11 protein-coding genes and 1 tRNA gene are annotated in these 19,545 nt (G+C 35.1%); 9 read left to right on the plus strand and 3 right to left on the minus strand.

Features of this window, described 5'->3' with window-relative positions; genetic code table 11:
* Positions 1 to 505: 505 nt before the first annotated feature.
* From DFQ03_RS18000 to DFQ03_RS18010, 3 genes are all read right to left on the minus strand, one after another.
* On the minus strand, positions 506 to 1,972 hold the full coding sequence (locus DFQ03_RS18000) for a glutamate synthase subunit beta (protein WP_133674626.1): 1,467 nt from the start codon (positions 1,970 to 1,972) through the stop codon (positions 506 to 508).
* 9 nt (positions 1,973 to 1,981) lie between these two features.
* Positions 1,982 to 6,490, minus strand: coding sequence for a glutamate synthase large subunit (gltB, locus tag DFQ03_RS18005; protein WP_133674627.1), 4,509 nt, complete (start codon positions 6,488 to 6,490; stop codon positions 1,982 to 1,984).
* Positions 6,491 to 6,811: 321 nt separating this feature from the next.
* Positions 6,812 to 7,951, minus strand: coding sequence for an acyl-CoA dehydrogenase (locus DFQ03_RS18010; RefSeq protein ID WP_133674628.1), 1,140 nt, complete (start codon positions 7,949 to 7,951; stop codon positions 6,812 to 6,814).
* Positions 7,952 to 8,290: 339 nt separating this feature from the next.
* Here DFQ03_RS18010 and nhaD point away from each other — a divergent pair, with 339 nt between their 5' ends.
* The 9 genes from nhaD (at position 8,291) to DFQ03_RS18055 (ending at position 19,448) form a co-directional block, all read left to right on the plus strand.
* Complete coding sequence (gene nhaD / locus DFQ03_RS18015; RefSeq protein ID WP_133674629.1) at positions 8,291 to 9,661, plus strand: sodium:proton antiporter NhaD; 1,371 nt, start codon at positions 8,291 to 8,293, stop codon at positions 9,659 to 9,661.
* A gap of 52 nt (positions 9,662 to 9,713) precedes the next feature.
* Complete coding sequence (locus tag DFQ03_RS18020; protein WP_133674630.1) at positions 9,714 to 10,403, plus strand: MotA/TolQ/ExbB proton channel family protein; 690 nt, start codon at positions 9,714 to 9,716, stop codon at positions 10,401 to 10,403.
* A gap of 9 nt (positions 10,404 to 10,412) precedes the next feature.
* Positions 10,413 to 10,799 carry an ExbD/TolR family protein gene (locus DFQ03_RS18025; RefSeq protein WP_027068115.1) on the plus strand — a complete coding sequence of 129 codons (387 nt, stop codon included), beginning with the start codon at positions 10,413 to 10,415 and terminating at the stop codon, positions 10,797 to 10,799.
* Positions 10,800 to 11,738: an energy transducer TonB gene (locus DFQ03_RS18030; protein WP_133674631.1), complete on the plus strand. Its 939-nt coding sequence runs from the start codon at positions 10,800 to 10,802 to the stop codon at positions 11,736 to 11,738.
* Complete coding sequence (locus tag DFQ03_RS18035; protein ID WP_133674632.1) at positions 11,735 to 12,946, plus strand: bifunctional folylpolyglutamate synthase/dihydrofolate synthase; 1,212 nt, start codon at positions 11,735 to 11,737, stop codon at positions 12,944 to 12,946. Before DFQ03_RS18030 ends, DFQ03_RS18035 begins: the two co-directional genes overlap by 4 nt.
* 59 nt (positions 12,947 to 13,005) lie before the next feature.
* Positions 13,006 to 13,080, plus strand: a tRNA-Val gene (locus DFQ03_RS18040).
* A 936-nt stretch (positions 13,081 to 14,016) separates the two neighbouring features.
* Positions 14,017 to 17,133, plus strand: a complete 3,117-nt coding sequence (locus DFQ03_RS18045) for a SusC/RagA family TonB-linked outer membrane protein (RefSeq protein ID WP_133674633.1) — start codon at positions 14,017 to 14,019, stop codon at positions 17,131 to 17,133.
* Between the two features lie 18 nt (positions 17,134 to 17,151).
* The gene (locus DFQ03_RS18050; RefSeq protein WP_133674634.1) at positions 17,152 to 18,606 is read left to right on the plus strand and encodes a RagB/SusD family nutrient uptake outer membrane protein; all 1,455 of its coding nucleotides are present in this window, start codon (positions 17,152 to 17,154) and stop codon (positions 18,604 to 18,606) included.
* A 20-nt stretch (positions 18,607 to 18,626) separates the two neighbouring features.
* The gene (locus DFQ03_RS18055) at positions 18,627 to 19,448 is read left to right on the plus strand and encodes a PKD domain-containing protein (protein WP_133674635.1); all 822 of its coding nucleotides are present in this window, start codon (positions 18,627 to 18,629) and stop codon (positions 19,446 to 19,448) included.
* The last annotated feature ends 97 nt before the right edge of the window (positions 19,449 to 19,545 follow it).

A 19,545-nucleotide genomic window follows, 5' to 3' on the forward strand; every position in this document is an offset into this window, starting at 1 on the left:
GTTTGCGCCGATGGTACTGCTATACCAAGTGGGAGAGTAGGTAGCCGCCTTTTTCGAAAGCCCTTTACAGAAATGTAAGGGGCTTTTTTTATACCATAAAGCCAACTAAACTATACCGAATGATCCCGTTATAAAAGGGTATGGCAACATTACTACTACTACTACTACTACTACTACTACTACTACTACTACTAGTTAATTTAAATAGCTAAGGCTGTTTTTAGGATAGTTGATATTCTGCCAATTTTTAGAACAACTTAATTATTGAGGTAGGACTTTCTACGTAAATGAAAATTGATAAGATTGAATACATTGCAAATCTGTTCATCCTCAAAACATTAATACATAATTAGTCTTGAATAAAAGTATATTATTTCATCTATTGAAATGGGTCAACAAAACTAAACTAGAACTAATAATTTGTAATTTTACTTGGTTCTTGTTAAATAAAAAAAGCCCGAACTACATAAGTAATTGGGCTTTATAATAATAACTAAAGAGTATTCTATACTCTCGGCAAATCACCTTCACCTTTAAGAGGTAATGCAGTTTCGCCCATTAAGTATTTATCTACATGATGAGCGGCTTGTCTACCTTCAGATATAGCCCAAACAATAAGAGATTGGCCTCTTCTTTGGTCGCCTGCAGCAAATACACCTGCTACATTAGTTTTATAGTCATTTTCAGATGCTTTAATATTTGTTCTAGCATCCATTTCTAAGCCTAATTGGCTAGCTACTGTATTTTCAGAACCTGTGAAGCCTAAGGCTAATAGCGCTAATTCACATTTCCATTCTTTTTCTGAGCCCGGAACTTCTTTAAGTTGGGGGCGTTGTCCAGGAGTTTTAATCCATTCTACTTCCGAAGTAATTAACCCTTTTAAATTCCCATCTGAATCACCTAGGAATTTCTTAGTAGATATACTAAAGAAACGTTCTGCTCCCTCTTTATGAGAAGAACTAGTTCTTAGTCTCATTGGCCAAAAAGGCCAAGGCTGACCTTCTGGTCTTTCAGTAGTTGACATTGGCATAATCTCAAAATTTGAAACTGATGTTGCGCCATGGCGAAAAGAAGTACCTATACAGTCTGAACCTGTATCACCACCACCAATTACCACTACATCTTTACCGGTAGCTTTAATTTCTTCGCCTAATTCTGTAATACCGTCTACACGTCTGTTATTTTGACTTAGAAAGTCCATTGCTTGAACCACACCTTTTAAATCAGAGCCTTCAATTGGTAAATTTCTTCTAATAGTTGCTCCGCCTGTTAATACGATTGCATCATATTCTTCTTTAAGAGTATCCGCTTTAATATCTACACCTATATGAACTCCGCATTTGAAAATTATTCCTTCTTCTTTTAGAACATCTAAACGCCTGTCGATTACGTTTTTCTCCATTTTAAAATCTGGAATACCATAACGCAATAATCCGCCAGGTTTTTCGTCACGTTCAAATACAGTAACATCATGTCCTGCTCTATTTAATTGCTGGGCAGTCGCAAGACCTGCAGGACCTGAGCCTACTACTGCAACTTTCTTACCTGTTTTATTTAAAGGTGGCTTTGCGGTAATCCATCCTTTCTTAAAAGCAGTTTCAACAATATTTTTCTCGATATTTTCAATTGTCACAGGGTCTTCATTGATACCAAGTACACAAGCTTCTTCGCATGGTGCTGGGCATAATCTACCTGTAAATTCAGGAAAATTGTTTGTTGAATGTAAAATCTCACTCGCTTTTTCCCATTTAGCACGGTAAACCGCATCGTTGAAATCAGGTATCAAATTACCTAATGGGCATCCACTATGGCAAAACGGTATACCGCAATCCATACAACGAGCGCCTTGCTCTTTCATTTCCTTTTCAGGCAATGGTATTGTAAATTCCTTATAATCTTTTAAACGTTCCTCAACCGGTTCGTATGCTTCAATTTTTCTATCGAATTCCAAAAATCCTGTAATCTTTCCCATATTCCGATCTTAAATAGTTTGTAAATTTTCTTCCTCTAATCTGATTAAAGCTTGTCTGTATTCTTCAGGTAAGACCTTAACGAATTTAGGTAAATACGATTCCCAGTTTTCTAAAATACGTTGTGCTAATGGACTTGATGTAGAGTTATAGTGGCTTTCAATTAAATCTTTTAATTGCTTAATATCATTGGTCTCTGTAACTTCTAACAAATTAAGACCTTCAGCGCTGCATCGCTTTTTAAATGTTTTGTTGTTATCTAAAACAAATGCAATACCGCCACTCATACCTGCGCCAAAGTTTCTTCCAACTTCACCTAGAATTACGGCAACACCACCAGTCATATATTCACAACCATGATCCCCAATGCCTTCAACAACTGCCTTAGCTCCTGAGTTACGAACACAAAAACGCTCACCTGCTTTTCCGTTAATATATGCTCTACCAGCGGTTGCTCCATATAGCGTTACATTTCCGGTAATTACATTGTCTTCAGGTATTATAGTAGATTTTTCTGGTACTTTAATAACTAGTTTGGCACCTGAAAGTCCTTTTCCTAGATAATCATTAGTGTTTCCATTAACAATCATAGTAAGTCCTCTTGTTGCAAATGCACCAAAACTTTGTCCTGCAGATCCCGTGAAATTAAGACGAAGTGTGTTTATCGGTAATCCTTCTGCACCATAAGTCTTTGAAATCTCATTACTAATAATTGCACCAACTGCACGATCAGTATTACAAATAGGATAATCTAAAGTTAATTTCTCTTTTCTGAATAAAGAAGGGTTAGCTTTTGCTATAATATCAAACTCTATAGACTTATCTATATCGTGTTTTTGTTTTTCTGTATTATAGAATTTAGTTCCTTTAGGTACATCTACTTGGTGTAGTATTGGGGTTAAATCTATACCAGCTGATTTATAATGGTCAATTGCTTTTTTACGATCTAGTTTTTGCACCTGACCTACCATGTCATTTATACTCTTAAAGCCTAATTGCGCCATAATTTCACGTAGCTCTTGCGCTACAAAATACATGTAGTTAACAACATGTTCTGGCTTACCTTTAAATTTCTTTCTTAATTCAGGATTTTGAGTTGCGATACCTACCGGGCAGGTATTCAAATGGCATACTCGCATCATTATACAACCAGATGCTACTAATGGTGCAGTAGCGAAACCGAATTCTTCGGCACCTAATAGGCAAGCTATGGCAACATCCCTACCAGTTTTTAACTGTCCGTCACATTCAAGAACAATTCTATTTCTTAAATCATTTAAAACAAGTGTTTGTTGTGCTTCGGCAATACCTAGCTCCCATGGTAAACCACAATGTTTTAAAGAAGTTAAAGGAGAAGCCCCGGTACCACCATCAAAACCAGATACCAATACAACATCAGCTTTTGCTTTGGCAACACCTGCTGCAACAGTACCTACACCAACTTCTGAAACTAATTTTACGTTAATTCTAGCTTTTCTATTCGCAGATTTTAAATCATAAATAAGTTGAGATAAATCTTCGATAGAATAGATATCGTGATGTGGTGGTGGCGAAATTAATCCTACATAAGGCGTAGAATTTCTTGTTTTGGCAATTTCAGGATTTACTTTCGGTCCTGGTAATTGACCACCTTCACCAGGCTTGGCACCTTGTGCCATTTTTATTTGAATTTCTTTAGCGTTGGTCAAGTAGTTCGAAGTAACACCAAACCTACCAGAGGCAACTTGTTTAATGGCACTGTTTCTCCAGTCGCCGGTAGAATTCTTATAGAATCTATTTACATCTTCTCCACCTTCGCCAGAGTTACTTTTACCACCAATACGGTTCATGGCAATTGCTAAATTTTCATGAGCTTCTTTACTGATGGACCCATAAGACATTGCACCGGTTTTAAACCTTTTTACAATTTCTGTCCATGGTTCAACATCTTCTAAAGGAATTGGGTCATAATTAGAGAATTCAAAAAGACCTCTAATGGTCATTAGGTTTTTAGATTGCTCATTAACCATACTCGAGTATTCCTTATAGGTATCTGGCTCATTATTACGAACAGACTTTTGAAGTTTTGCTATAGATAATGGATTGAACATGTGTTTCTCGCCATCTCTTCTCCATCTATATTCTCCGCCAATTTCTAATTCTAAATTAGCATCAATATGTTTTTTGCTGAATGTCTTATGATGACGTAAAGCAATCTCTTTTTCTATTTGGTAAAGACCAATACCTTGAATACGTGTTGGGGTGTTCGGGAAGTATTTTTCAACGACCTTAGTATTGATGCCGATACATTCAAATAGTTGTGAACCACGGTAAGAGTTCAATGTTGAAATACCGATTTTATTCATCACTTTTAAGATGCCTTTTCCGACAGCCTTATTGTAATTTTTAATTGCATCGTCAAATGATATTTCTGTAATATCATGTTCTTCTATTTGTTCTGCAATAATTTCGTTAACTAAGTATGGATTAATAGCACTTGCACCGAAGCCAAATAATAAAGCGAAATGATGTACTTCGCGGGGCTCTGCAGATTCTATTATAACACTAAGCTTAGAACGTTTGCCAAGCTTCTGTAAGCCGCTATTTACAAATGAACAGGCTAAAAGCGCTGGGATAGGAGCCATCTCTTCAGTAACATTTCTGTCTGAAAGTATAATGATGTTTGCTCCTTCATCTACTGATTTAGATGCTTGATTTAACAGTGATTGTAAAGCATCTTCCAATCCGTTATGCCCTTGTTTGATGGAGTATAACATTGGAATAGAAACTACTTTGTAATCTGGACTTACATCGTAATTTTTGATTTTATCCAAATCCTCTTTAGAAATCACGGGATTTTGAATTTTAAGTTTTCTACAGTGTAATTCTGAAAACTCAAATATATTGTGGTCACTACCTAAAGTTAAGCTGATATCTGTAATCAGCTCTTCACGAATACCATCTAAAGGTGGGTTCGTTACTTGGGCGAATAATTGTTTAAAATAATTATAAATTAACTGAGGGCGTTGAGATAAAACAGCGATTGGCGTATCTGAGCCCATAGAGCCAATTGGTTCTTTACCTGCTTTTGCCATAGGTAGTACTATGGTGTTAATGTCTTCTAAGGTATAGCCAAAAACAGATTTTCTTTTCTCTAAAGATTCTTCACCTAAAAATAAGGGACAATCATTATATGGAATATCTTTTAAATGAACTAGGTTGTCATTAAGCCATTTCTTGTATGGGAATTTTTGAGCGATGTTTTCTTTAATTTCTTCATCGTTTATAATTCTACCTTCTTCCATGTTCACCAAGAACATCTTACCTGGCTGTAATCTTCCATGAAAATCTACATTTTCTGGAGTGATGTCAACAACACCAGTTTCTGAAGACATAACCACATAGTCATCTTTTGTTACCGTATATCGTGAAGGTCTTAGTCCATTTCTATCTAAAACAGCACCAATAAAGTTACCATCTGTGAAAGGGATAGATGCTGGTCCGTCCCAAGGCTCCATCATACAAGAGTGATACTCGTAAAATGCTCGTTTAGCTTCAGACATTTCTGCATTTTTTTCCCATGCTTCAGGTACTAAGATCATCATTACCTCTGGTAAAGACCTACCTGTCATTAATAATAGTTCAACAACCATATCCATGGTAGCAGAATCAGATTTTCCTGGTAAAATTATTGGGAGAACATTTTTTATTTCATCACCGAACATATCGCTCTTCAATAATTCTTCTCTAGAGAACATGCGAGTAACATTACCTCTTAGGGTATTTATTTCACCATTATGACACATGTATCTAAAAGGTTGTGCCAGATCCCATGTAGGAAAAGTGTTTGTTGAGAAACGCTGGTGTACCAATGCTAACCTAGTTACCACTCTAGAATCCATCAGGTCTGAATAATACAAGCTAATATCTAAAGGCATTAGTAAACCTTTGAAAATAATTATTTTGGTAGATAAGCTAGGTACATAAAAGAACTTGCTTTCAGATAATTTAGAACGTATGATTGTATGTTCAGTTACTTTTCTTGCAATAAAAAGTTTCAGATTGAAATTGAAGAAATCTTGATCTTCATTCTCTTTTGCTACGAATATTTGCTTTACAAAAGGTTCGGTTTCAGCGGCGATTCTACCAGGTATTGATCTATTTACCGGTACATCTCTCCATCCTAATAATTTTAAACCTTGTTTTTTAATGTTTTCTTCAAAAACCGAGATGCAGAAATCGCGTTGATTTTCTTTACGAGGAAAAAAGATATTACCAACTGCATAGTCACCAACCTTTGGTAACTCAAAACTACAAGCAGCCTGAAAAAAATCATGAGGTATATCTATTAAGATACCGGCTCCATCTCCTGTTTTACCATCGGCACTTACGGCGCCCCTATGTTCTAAACGTTCAAGTATCTCTAACGCTTTATGTATAATATCGTTAGATTTTTTTCCTTTAAGACTGCATATAAAACCAGCCCCACAGTTATCATGTTCAAATTCCGGTAGATATAATCCTTGCTTCTTCAGTGTCATCCTTTGTGGTATTTCTTCAAAAATATCAATTTAATTGAATTATATTCAACGATTAGAACTAATTCAAGTAAAAAATTCAACGAAATAAATAAAAGCTTAAAAAATCGATAATTATGGATTTTTAAAACCTTGAATTTATCAGATTGATAAATTTAAGTTAATATTACGTAAATACAGGGATGCTTAAGGGGGTAAATTGTAGTTTTTGTAACTTTCTAACAATTGAGTCTAACTTTATTGAGAGGGTAACAATGTTAAAGTTGACTATAAATGAAAACACCCCTATAAATTACAGGGGTGTATTTTGGAAAAGATATATTTTTACTTTAAAATACTTCTAGAAATCACGATTTTTTGTATTTCAGAGGTGCCCTCGTATATCTGTGTTATTTTAGCATCTCGCATTAATCTTTCTACGTGGTAGTCTTTTACAAATCCGTTTCCACCATGAATTTGCACGGCTTCAACGGTAGTTTCCATAGCAACTTTAGACGCATATAATTTAGCCATTGCACCAGAAAGATCATAATCATTTCCATTATCTTTATCTATTGCAGATTGATATACCAGTAATCGTGCAGCTTGAATTTCGGTATGCATATCGGCAAGTTTAAATGCAATAGCCTGGTGGTTGCTAATTTCGGTGCCAAATGCCTTACGTTCTTTAGAATATTTCAAAGCTAGTTCGTAAGCACCTGCAGCAATACCTAATGCTTGCGCGGCAATACCTATGCGGCCACCTGCCAAGGTTTTCATAGCGAATTTAAAGCCGAAACCATCTTCGCCGATTCTATTTTCTTTAGGTACTTTTACATCGTTAAATATTAAAGAATGAGTGTCGCTACCTCTAATACCTAATTTATTTTCTTTAGGACCTATCTCAAATCCTGGAGCACCTTTCTCTATGATCAACGCATTTATGCCTCTGTGTTTTTTGTCTTTGTCGGTTTGTGCGATTACTATATAGGTACTTGCAGTACCGCCATTCGTAATCCAGTTTTTAGTACCATTAACAATATAGTGGTCGCCCATGTCGATAGCAGTAGTCTTTTGAGATGTAGCATCACTACCGGCTTCTGGTTCAGAAAGGCAAAATGCACCTATATGTTCTCCTGTTGTAAGCTTTGTAAGGTATTTTTCTTTTTGAGCTTCAGAGCCAAATTTCTCTAATCCCCAACATACTAAAGAATTGTTTACGGACATTACAACAGAAGTCGAAGCGTCTATTTTAGAAATTTCTTCCATGGCTATTACATAGGATAGTGTATCTAGACCGCTACCGCCATACTTTGGGTCTACCATCATTCCTAAAAAACCAAGTTCCCCTAGTTTTTTAATTTCCTCGGTAGGAAATCTTTGGGCATCATCACGTTCAATTACTTCGGCTAATAGTTCAGTTTGAGCAAAATCGCGTGCAGCTTCTTGTATAAGTTTTTGTTCTTCATTCAATGAAAAATCCATCTAATTGTATATAAAGGTTAACGTATCAAAGATAAAGATATCGCAGTTAAATATTACACTTCTACATCTCCTTTTGACCGATTTTGTAACAATAGTAAGGTCGTAATATAGGAACAGTTCATATTTAACATTATGTTATGCGTTAAAATGTAGTCACTAAAAACTTGTTAAATTTATAATAGTATCGATTTAAGTATTTGGAAGTCAAATAACTTCGGTATTATTGTCAATTCATTAGGAATTCACAGACAATTTTAAATATATTTGGAAGATATATTTTTTAGAATTAGAACCTATATTTACAACTAATTAACTAGTTACTTAAAAAAACCAACGAAAATGGAAACCATCATTGTTATTGTTTTTTTGGCCGGATACCTTGCCATTACTTTAGAACACAATCTTAAAATAGATAAATTAATTCCAGCATTAGCTATGATGGCTATACTTTGGGCGCTAATTGCTCTTGGAATAGATGGCTATGAAAACTGGTTTGATTCTGCTCATCAAAGTCTTGTGGAAGGATTTGATAAATTTGGGCATTTGGATAGAATGCACATGATGGAGGAATCTCTTTTGCATCATTTAGGAAAAACTGCGGAAATCTTATTTTTCTTATTAGGAGCAATGACCATTGTAGAAATAATTGATTATTTCGATGGTTTTGCAACTATAAAAGGCTTTATTAAAACAAAACAGAAGGGAAAATTACTTTGGCTATTTTCAATATTAGCATTCATATTATCAGCTATAATTGATAACCTAACTGCTACTATCGTTTTAATTACTATTCTACAGAAGGTTATTAAAGATAGAGAGACAAAATTGTGGTTTGCTGGTATGATAGTTATTACTGCAAACGCCGGTGGTGCTTGGTCTCCTATTGGTGATGTGACTACCACAATGTTATGGATTGCTAATAGAGTAAGTGCTGGCCAATTAGTTCTTCACGTGCTTTTACCTTCATTGGTTTGTATGATTGTACCAGTTGTCATTGCAAGTAGGTTTAAAGTGTTTAAAGGTTTAATTGATGGTGAATTAGATGAAGAAAAATCAAAGTCTAAGTATAGTGGAGTAATGTTGTATTTAGGTCTTGGTGCTATTTTGTTCGTTCCTATTTTTAAAACAGTTACACATTTACCACCATATGTAGGTATGATGTTATCATTGGCTGTTGTAGCGACTTTCGCTGAAATATATAGTAATAAGAAATTTAGTATTTCTTCTGTAGATCAAGAAGGTCAAGATAGTGAAGGTCACCACAGTCCTGTTCACCATTCTTTATCTAAAATAGAATTGCCAAGTATATTGTTCTTCTTAGGAATTTTATTGGCAGTTGCTGCTATGGAGTCATTAGGAATACTTTTTAATGCTGCAGGTGCACTTAATGAAGCAATACCTAATACTGATATTGTGGTTCTATTGTTTGGTTTAGGTTCTGCGGTTATTGATAACGTGCCATTGGTTGCTGCAAGTATGGGTATGTTTAGCGAACCTCTAGATAGTCCTTTATGGCATTTTATCGCTTATTCTGCAGGTACAGGGGGTAGTATGTTAATAATTGGTTCTGCTGCAGGTGTTGTAGCAATGGGTATGGAAAAAATTGATTTTTTCTGGTATCTTAAAAAAATTGCATGGTTGGCATTTGCAGGTTTTATTAGTGGAGCTATCGTTTTTATCTTGTTGAGAGATTTTGTCCTTCATGGATAATTTAATTCGCAATTCATCGTTATAAGAGCAAATTCAATACTTAAAGAATACTATGTTATTATTCCAGGATTTGGCTCAAGAAGCGAGCGAAGAATTATTGTCTGAAGAGAAAACTCTTTCGGTTATAGATTTAATATTTAATGGTGGTACGGGTAGTGTCATCATAATATCGGTATTATTCATAATGTTGGGCGTAGCTCTATACATCTATTTTGAACGTTTACTTGCTGTAAATGCGGCATCTAAAATAGATAAGAACTTTATGAATCAAATACGAGATTATGTTACTACCGGTAAATTAGATGCGGCAAAGCTTTTATGTGCCCAGACAGATTCACCAGTAGCTAGGTTGACCGAGAAAGGTGTTTCTCGTATAGGTAAGCCATTAGACGATATAAATACCGCAATAGAAAATGCTGGTACCCTTGAAGTTTATAAACTTGAAAAGAATGTAAGTATTCTTGCAACAGTAGCAGGTGCTGCCCCTATGATTGGTTTCTTGGGTACGGTTATCGGTATGATTCTTGCTTTTCATGAAATGGCCAGTAGTGGTGGTCAAGCAGAAATGGGTTCATTGGCATCTGGTATTTATACAGCAATGACAACTACGGTTGCAGGTCTAATCGTAGGTATTATTGCTTATGTTGGGTATAATCATTTAGTGAACAGAACTGATAAGGTGGTTCATAAAATGGAGGCTAACGCTGTAGAATTCTTAGATTTATTAAACGAACCTCTTTAATTTTATACTATGAAATTAAAAGGAAGAAATAAAGTCAGTCCAGACTTTAGCATGTCTTCAATGACAGATATTGTATTCTTGTTATTGGTGTTTTTCATGCTAACCGCAAATTCGCCGAACGCTTTAGATTTACTACTTCCAAAAGCGAAAGGGAAATCTACAAATACTCAAAATGTATCTGTAAGTATAGATAAGAATCTTCAATACTTCGTTAATGATGAACGCATTAATGGCGAGTATATAGAGATAGAGTTGAAAAAAGCTTTAGCAGGTCAAGATAGTCCTACTATCATACTTAGAGCAGAAGAAAGTGTTGCGATTAAAGAAGCTGTAAATGTTATGGATATCGCGAATAGAAATAATTACAAGGTTATTTTGGCAGTACGCCCCAACTAAATGGCATTTTTAGATACGAAACATAAAAAGAAATCATTGACACTTACCACATTGTTGTTAAGTGCACTGCTATTGGTTTTATTTTATATCGGTCTAAACTATATGGATCCCCCAGAAGAGAACGGAATCTCTGTCAATTTTGGGACGATGGAATTTGGTAGCGGAAAAGTACAGCCAAAAGAAAAAATACGATCAGAACCTTTAGATACTCCTCCTGTTGAGCCGACCATACAAGAAGTTGCTGAAACTGTTGAGAACCCAGTAGAACATGTCGAGGAAGCTGCAGCCGAGAAAGAATCGCCAGCTGAAAAGTTATTGACTCAAGATAACGAAGAGGCTATAAAGATTAATCAGGCAAAAGAAGCTAAAAGAAAGGTTGATGAAGCAGCTGCGGATGCAAAAAGAAAAGCAGAGGCTGCAGAGAATAAGAAAAAGGCCGAAGCAGCAAAAATTGCGAAGCAAAAGAAAGATGCCGAAGACAAAGCACGCCAAGAGCAAGAAGCAAAAAAGAAAGCTTTAGATGCTTTGATGGGTGGTCTAAACAAATCTGACGGCACAGCATCTGGTAGTGAGGGTGATGATAATAAAGCAGGAGATAAAGGTCAGCCAAACGGTGATCCTTATGCTACAAGTTATTATGGAGCTCCAGGTAGCGGAAGTGGAACTGGTGGCTATGGATTAAATGGTCGGTCATTAGTGAACAAAGGGCAGGTACAGCAAGAATGTAACGAGTCTGGTAGGGTAGTGGTCAAGATTATTGTAGATCGCAATGGTAAAGTAATTAGTGCAGAGCCAGGTGTAAGAGGTACGACCAACAATAATCCATGCTTGTTAGAGCCGGCCAAAAAAACCGCGTTTATGCATAAATGGAATTTAGATAGCAATGCCCCAAATCAACAAGTTGGTTTTGTAGTTGTTAACTTTAAGCTTGGCGAGTGACCTATAAAGAAACATTAGATTGGATGTTTGCGCAACTTCCAATGTATCAGAATAAAGGTAAAAGTGCCTTTAATTCAAAACTTGATGGCATTACGTTATTTGCCCATCATTTAAACAATCCTCACACACAGTTTAAGAGTATTCATGTAGCTGGTACTAATGGTAAAGGGTCAAGTAGTCATCTATTGGCTTCGATTCTTCAGGAAGCAGGCTATAAAGTGGGTTTGTATACTTCTCCTCATTTAAAAGATTTTAGAGAACGTATTCGCATTAATGGGAATAAGATAACCAAGCGTTGGGTAGTAGATTTTATTCATAAGAATCAATCGTATTTTTCTGAAAACAAGCTATCGTTTTTTGAAATGACTGTCGGTATGGCATTTTCATATTTTGCTCAAGAAGAAGTAGATATAGCTATTATAGAAGTTGGGTTGGGCGGTAGGCTCGATTCTACAAATATTATTAAACCAGAAGTAAGTTTGATAACCAACATTGGTTTGGATCATGTAGATATGCTAGGAGATACTCTTGCTAAAATTGCAAGAGAAAAAGCGGGAATTATAAAATCAGTAGTTCCTGTCGTTATAAGTGAGTATAATAAGGAAACAGCACCAGTTTTTAATTCCGTCGCAAAAGATAATAATGCTAAAATAATATTTGCGGAAAATGTGGATTATCCTGATTATGAAATAGGCTTGTTAGGTTCTTATCAGCAGAAAAATATAAAAGGGGTATTAGCAACTATAAATACCTTATCTGATTTTGTAGTGACCGAAAGCAATATAGTTGAAGGATTGATACATGTCGTTGAAAATACAAAACTAATGGGGCGGTGGCAGCAAATTGGTGTAGAACCTACTATAATTTGTGATACTGCTCATAATAAAGAAGGTATTTCGCTGGTGATGGAGCAAGTAAAAAAACAGAGCTATGAAGAATTACATATCGTAATCGGCTTTGTAAAAGATAAGGAGGTTAGTAAAATTTTGTCTTTTTTTCCAAAAAATGCTACATATTACTATTGTAAACCAAAAAATTTCAGGGGTCTTGATGAAAAAGATTTAGGAAGCCTATTTTCAGAAGCAGGTTTTCAAGGAGATGTTTATAAGTCTGTAAATAAGGCTTTTAAAGCTGCAAAAAAACGTGCTAAAAAGAATGATTTCATTTATGTTGGTGGCAGTAATTTTGTGGTTGCAGAAGTTCTTTAATTTTTTATTCATTTTTCTTTTGTGGAATGTAAAAGTATTATATATTTGCACTCCTTTTGGGGCTCTTAGCTCAGTTGGTTCAGAGCACCTGCCTTACAAGCAGGGGGTCACTGGTTCGAATCCAGTAGGGCCCACAGGTTAGAAGGCTTTCATGAAAATGGAAGCCTTTTTTTATTTTTATACCTTTCGTAACATAGAATTTCTTCGGTTTTTTTTTACACTTCATTGAACACTTCTACAATCTAAATTTCATTTTCCTGTATTCTCTATTTATTTATAATATTCAAAATTTTAGATTTCTTACTTAGTCTTTTATTGATATTAGTAACTGACTTAATTATATTATTATTGGTATTTACAGAAGGGTAATTATTGAGCCTTTTACGTTTAAAAGCTCAGATATCTTTATTGATGTGTAGGGGTATTTAAGGTGCCGAATGTTGCTTTAATATACAAAAGTGATAACAATCTCAAAATAAGCTATTCTTTTATCGTACTTCTTGATCATTTACCAATGGTGGTTGTTATTTAGTGCCTTCTAGTTGTTGGGTTCGCAATGAAAATGGGAGCTCGATCATGATTTGTAGAATTATGATATCAGGCACTAATTATTGCTGATTACGTAATATACACAAGATTAATTGTGTTAAATCACAATAAAATAGCCTTCAAATCATCAAAGTAATTTTTTTTAACAATATAATAACATATATTTGGTAAACCAGTTTGACCAACCAATTTGGTAAACCAGTTAAAAAAATAAAATTATCAAACAAGTAATAACTAAAAAATCTAAAATGAAACCTTAAGAGAATGGCATAAAAAAAAGGACGGGTGCTCGCCCATCCTTTAAATTAAAAATTACTTCATTTTGAAGGGAAGTAAAGAACAAACATGTAATTATTGCTAAATACACATTTTCCTGTAAAAATAGGAATTTTCATTGATTTAAGATGAAAATATGAGTATTGGTAAATTGAAGATCATGATGCGAAAAATGTAATCGCATTTTAAGTAGATCAAAAAGATGGCATAGGCCAATTCAATAGAACTAACTTAATTTAACACAGATGAATTTTAAATTGAAAATTTTTATGGTTGCAATGTTGCTTGTCAACATTCAATTATTTGCACAAGATACCTACGACCTGTCAGGTACTGTAGCAGATGCAAACAATGTGCCGATACCTGGTGCGAATATTGTTGTGGCAAATACAACAAGAGGTACTCAAAGTGATTTTGATGGAAATTTCATCATTCAAGTAACAAGTGGTGATATTTTACGCTTTTCATATATAGGGTATACTACCGAAACAGTTGCAATTGTATCGCAAAAAACTGTAAGCGTCATTTTAAAAGAAGATGCTAGTCAGCTTGATGAGGTTGTAGTAGTTGGTTATGGTACGCAAAAGAAGTCTACCATTACAGGTTCTATTTCAAAAGTAACGAATGAAACTTTAGATCAAATAGCCGTATCAAGAGTCGATGACGCTTTAATAGGTCAAGTATCTGGTGTGAACATTCAAGCAACAAACGCTGAAGCAGGTGGGGCGCCAACCATTACTATTAGAGGTATTGGTTCTGTAACTGCTGATTCTGGTCCTGCATTAGTAATTGATGGAGTCGTTGTAAGCTCAGAGTTCCTTGGTAATCTTGATATGAACGATGTAGAGTCTTTTGAAGTATTAAAAGATGCTGCTTCTGCTGCTATTTATGGTAGTGAAGGTTCTAACGGTGTAATTTTAATAACTACTAAAAGTGGTAAAGCAGGAAAAACAAAATTCAGTTATCAAACCTATACAGGTCTAAAAGGCGCACATGGAAGTGATGATTACAGAAAGAGTGTGTCTGAATGGGCTAAAATAGAACAAGCAGCTACAGGTACTCTTTCAAATGAAACACAATATGCGCAATTGTTAGTGCAGGCTACTGGTGTTGATAGAGATTGGCAAGATGTTTTCTTTGATGGCGGTGCCATTACTAGTCATTCTTTATCTGCAAGAGGTGGTTCTGAAGATACTAAGTTTAGTACCTCGTTAAGATACCTTCATGATGAAGGTGTTGTTATTACCGATGACTATAAATTGTTCTCTGCTAATATGAAGGTAGATTCTAAAATTGGTGAAAGAGCAAGATTTGGTATTAGAGCTACACCTTCTTATACAAAACAAAGAAGATTGCCTACATCTATACATAATCCTACACGTCAATCACCTTGGTTACCAATTTATCATACAGAAGAATCACTTCAGTTTATTGATAGAGAAACGGGTAATGGTCAATACGCAGATGTGGGTGTAGGAGATTATTTCTACGAAAACCATTTAGTAGAATTAGATGTTAATGGTGATGGAAACGATAGTAGACCTCGTACTTCAGGTGATTCAAATCCATACGCACAGTATGTTGAAAGAGAACATTATGAATTCAACACGAAATTATTCGGTTCTACATACTTGAGCTATGAGCTTTTAGACGGGCTTACTGCTAAAGCATCTTTAGGTGTTACATTAGAGCAACGAAAAAGAACAAGGTATGATGGTGTATTGCATCATGCAAGTGGTGCTGCGAGATCTGCATACTATTTATCGAATAGATTCAGAACTAGAATTATTTCTGATAATACTTTAAATTATAATAAAACATTTGGTGATGATCACGATTTAAACTTGTTAGTAGGTGCAACAATTCAGAAAAGAAAATCTGAGGAAAGCATAACAGAAGGTAGTGGATTTTCAAATGACTTATTAAAGAATTTTCAAGGAGCTACAGTAGTTGATCTTCCATCAGAAATCAATACAGAGCTGAAGAAGTTGGGTTACTTTGCAAGAGTTAATTATGCTTATAAAGGTAAATACTTAGTAAATGCCTCTATTAGACGAGATGGTAGTTCTGTATTCGGTATAGATTCTAAATGGGGTAACTTCCCTGCTGTATCTGTAGGTTGGAATGTTGCCAAAGAAAATTTCTTATTGAATAGTGACGCTGTAAATACTTTAAAATTTAGAGCTAGTTATGGTCTTACTGGGGCAGAGAATTTTAATGTGGGTGATGATATTGTAAATGCATGGCCTTATTTAGCATTATTACAGAATTCGAATGCAATTGATGACGGTAGTATTGCAGCTGGTGTTTCGCCACTTAATATTGCCAATACTTTATTACAATGGGAAGCTTCTAAAGAATTTACTGTTGGTTTAGATTATGGCTTTTTCAATAATAGAATATCTGGCTCTGTCGATTATTATCAAAGAACGAGTGATGAATTACTATTGAACAATCCTGTTTCATATATATCTGGATTTAATAGTGGTATTGTTAATTTAGGTGAAGTGCAAAACACAGGTGTTGAACTTGAGTTGAGAACTAGAAATGTTTCAAATGAAAATTTCTCTTGGAATTCAACTTTTATAGCTTCTACCAATAAAAATGAGTTATTAAGCTTTGGGGATTCTAACAACGCACTTATTGAGGATACGTACGGTAGAAATTCTCAATGGATCAATAGAATTGGTGAGCCAATATCTTCTTTCTGGGGTTATGTGGTTGATGAAGAGGCCTTTGATGAAACTTCTTTTAGAACAACATATGTTGACAGTCCTTGGAACAGAATCAATGGGCAATCTGATGATACCATCGTTAAAGATTTAAATGGTGATGGTTTAATAACTGAAGAAGACAAAACTATATTGGGTAGTCCTTATCCAGATTTAGTATACAGTTTTACCAATGAATTCAAATTTGGAAACGTTGATTTTTCATTTATGGTACAGGGTAGTTTAGGTGCTCAGGTAAATAATATCGGTGATCAATATTTCTACAATTGGTTTGGTAATAGAACAAGAAGTGGAGGAGAGTTAGAAGCAGTGGCTAATGGTCTTGTATCTGATGTTTCGTTCATTCAAGAAAAGGTATTGACAAGTGATGTAATTGCAAGTGCAGATTATTTCTCTTTACGTAATATAAATCTTGGTTATAATTTTTCAAATGATCTAACAGATCGTATTGGGGTAAGTGGATTAAGAGTTTATGCTACTGCACAGAATTTACTTTATATAACTGCAGATGATTACCATGGTTTTAATCCAGAACATATAGATGGTAGCAACCCAAGAGCTTACGGATCACAAAGAGCGGGTACGCCAATCTTTAGAACGGTAACATTTGGTCTTAACGTTGACTTTTAATCTTAAAAAAAACAAACGATGAAACATATAAAATATATAATTTTTGCCGTAACAGTGTCCGTTTTTGTTTCCTGTGATACTGAGGAATTTTTAAATCCATTGCCAGATACGGCAGTTGCGGTAGACGGGTTCTTTCAATCGGATGCAGACGTATTGTCTGGAGTGTACGGAATTTACGATGCCCTTCAAGGAGTTAATAGTAATACAGAATCTAATATTGGAGATTTCAATAGAGGTGTACAATTTGAGCATCTTTTAACAGAGCATAGAACAGATAATACAAGAAATGCTACGCTTGAGGGATCTAAAGCGGATTTTCACAGGTATGTTGTTAATGCTAATAATGTAGAATCAGAAGATTATTATGCTTCTATGTATGAAGTAATATTCAGAGCTAATAATATCTTAGATTTTGTTGATGTAGCAGATGAAGCTAATCAGGCAAAATATGCAGCTGAAGCTAAATTTTTAAGAGCATATGCTTACTTTAAGTTAGTAAGAATGTTTGGTGCAGTGCCATTAGTGACTTCTGTAGTAGGACCTACAGATAACGAAGCACTATTTACTAGAATACCAGAAGCACAGGTTTATGATCAAATAATAGCAGATTTACATGAGGCGGTAAGTGTTTTAGATAATTCATCTAAATCAAGAGCATCTAAAGCTGCGGCACAAGGTATTTTGGCAAAAGTATACTTGTCGTTGGCTTCTCCGAATTATGCTGCAGCACAGCAATTATGTGAATCTATCGTTAATAGTGGTGGATTTAGTTTGGAAAGTGACTTCCATGATGTTTTTTATGATGAATTGAACAACGAAATTATTTTTGCAATTCAATATATACCAGGTAATAGTGCAGAAAGTCAAAGTTTTTCATCTGAATTTACATCTTCGATACGTGCAGGGTCAGAAGACGGTCAAAATATTGTTAATGATAATTTAAGATTAGACTTCGTTGCCTTTGGAGGAAATAGAACGGAGACTTCCATTACCGATTTGAATGGTTCTCTTTTAGATGATAGAAATGAGGTAGCCAAGTTTTTTCCTGACGGATTTGATTCATCGGCGGAACCTGCTTACGGACCTAATGCCCGTAACGCCGGTAACGATTACATAGCTTTACGATATGCAGATGTACTTTTAATGCATGTTGAAGCAATAATGGCAGGTGGGGCGTCTACTACAAGTTCTGCTGCATTATCATCTTTTCAAGCGGTTAGAGATAGAGCTGGGTTAACAGCAACTGTTTCTACGATTACTAAAGAAGATCTTTTAGTGGAAAGAAGAGTAGAATTGGCATTTGAGAATCAACGTTGGTTTGATCTTCTTAGGTTCGGTGTAGCTGAGTCTGTGTTAACTGCTCATTCTGCCGAGATGGGATATGTGTTTGATGCTAGAAAATTATTATTGCCTATACCGGCAAGAGAAATAAATATAAGTGGCGGACTATTAACACAAAACCCGGGATACTAAATTTTAAAAACTTTTAAACTATGAAAATTAAACAAAATATTTTCCGAAAAACAACCTTGTTACTCTTTAGTGTAGTGGCTACAAGTTCTTTCGTTGGTTGTGTTGGTTCTGATACTTTTAGAGATGATTTACCAGGTTCTAACTCTAAGGTAGATACTATATTTCCAGAAGCTAATTTTGACTATACGGCAGATCAAGAAGATTTTACTATAATTAATTTTACAGATCTTTCTACTGAAGCTGCTTCATATTTATGGGATTTCGGTGGTGGAGAAACTTCTACAGATCGTGATCCTACATTTCAGTTTTCTGGTGAAGGTACATTTCCTGTGACATTAGTTTCTAGTGATGGCAATGGTGAAACTTCTACGATTACTATAGATGTTGTAGTGGTAGATGAATTGATTGCTGCATTTCAATGTCCTGATTTCCTATGTAGTCCAAGAACTCCTTGGGCTGGAGTAGACAGAGGAACTACAAGTTCTTATTCAGCAAGTTCTTCACCAACTCCACCAGAAGGTAATGGTGCTGCTAAGTTAAGTAGTAGTTCTAATTTTCTTGATCAAAGTATTCTTGTGGTTGCCGGAGCGACATATGAAGTAACGTTTTGGTATGTTAGTAAAACGACCGGTACTTCTGCGGGTACGCTTCTAATTGAAGATGCCGATACAGGAGATGATTTTCTTAATCAAGAAATTCCATTAACTGATCAAGCTTCGTCTTACGTGCAAACATCATTCTCATTTACAACCGGTGATGAGACGGAGAGCATGAGGTTTAATATTGAATATGCAGGTACTGAATGTAGATTTTCTAAAATTAGTATCGATAGGCTTAATTAATCAAAACTCTTGAAATAGTAATTTAAAAATGTAATTACACTTTTGATAGTTTCATTTTTAAATTACTCTTCAAGATAATCATGTATATGCTTTGAAG

Source organism: Maribacter caenipelagi (genome assembly GCF_004364175.1).
GTDB classification, from domain to species: Bacteria; Bacteroidota; Bacteroidia; order Flavobacteriales; family Flavobacteriaceae; genus Maribacter; species Maribacter caenipelagi.

What these genes read in the sequence shown, in the direction of transcription:
- DFQ03_RS18045 (WP_133674633.1), top strand. Translation starts at nt 14,017, where the DNA reads ATGAATTTTAAATTGAAAATTTTTATGGTTGCAATGTTGCTTGTCAAC.
- DFQ03_RS18050 (WP_133674634.1), top strand. Translation starts at nt 17,152, where the DNA reads ATGAAACATATAAAATATATAATTTTTGCCGTAACAGTGTCCGTTTTT.
- DFQ03_RS18055 (WP_133674635.1), top strand. Translation starts at nt 18,627, where the DNA reads ATGAAAATTAAACAAAATATTTTCCGAAAAACAACCTTGTTACTCTTT.
- nhaD (WP_133674629.1), top strand. Translation starts at nt 8,291, where the DNA reads ATGGAAACCATCATTGTTATTGTTTTTTTGGCCGGATACCTTGCCATT.
- DFQ03_RS18020 (WP_133674630.1), top strand. Translation starts at nt 9,714, where the DNA reads ATGTTATTATTCCAGGATTTGGCTCAAGAAGCGAGCGAAGAATTATTG.
- DFQ03_RS18010 (WP_133674628.1), bottom strand. Translation starts at nt 7,951, where the DNA reads ATGGATTTTTCATTGAATGAAGAACAAAAACTTATACAAGAAGCTGCA.
- gltB (WP_133674627.1), bottom strand. Translation starts at nt 6,490, where the DNA reads ATGACACTGAAGAAGCAAGGATTATATCTACCGGAATTTGAACATGAT.
- DFQ03_RS18000 (WP_133674626.1), bottom strand. Translation starts at nt 1,972, where the DNA reads ATGGGAAAGATTACAGGATTTTTGGAATTCGATAGAAAAATTGAAGCA.
- DFQ03_RS18025 (WP_027068115.1), top strand. Translation starts at nt 10,413, where the DNA reads ATGAAATTAAAAGGAAGAAATAAAGTCAGTCCAGACTTTAGCATGTCT.
- DFQ03_RS18030 (WP_133674631.1), top strand. Translation starts at nt 10,800, where the DNA reads ATGGCATTTTTAGATACGAAACATAAAAAGAAATCATTGACACTTACC.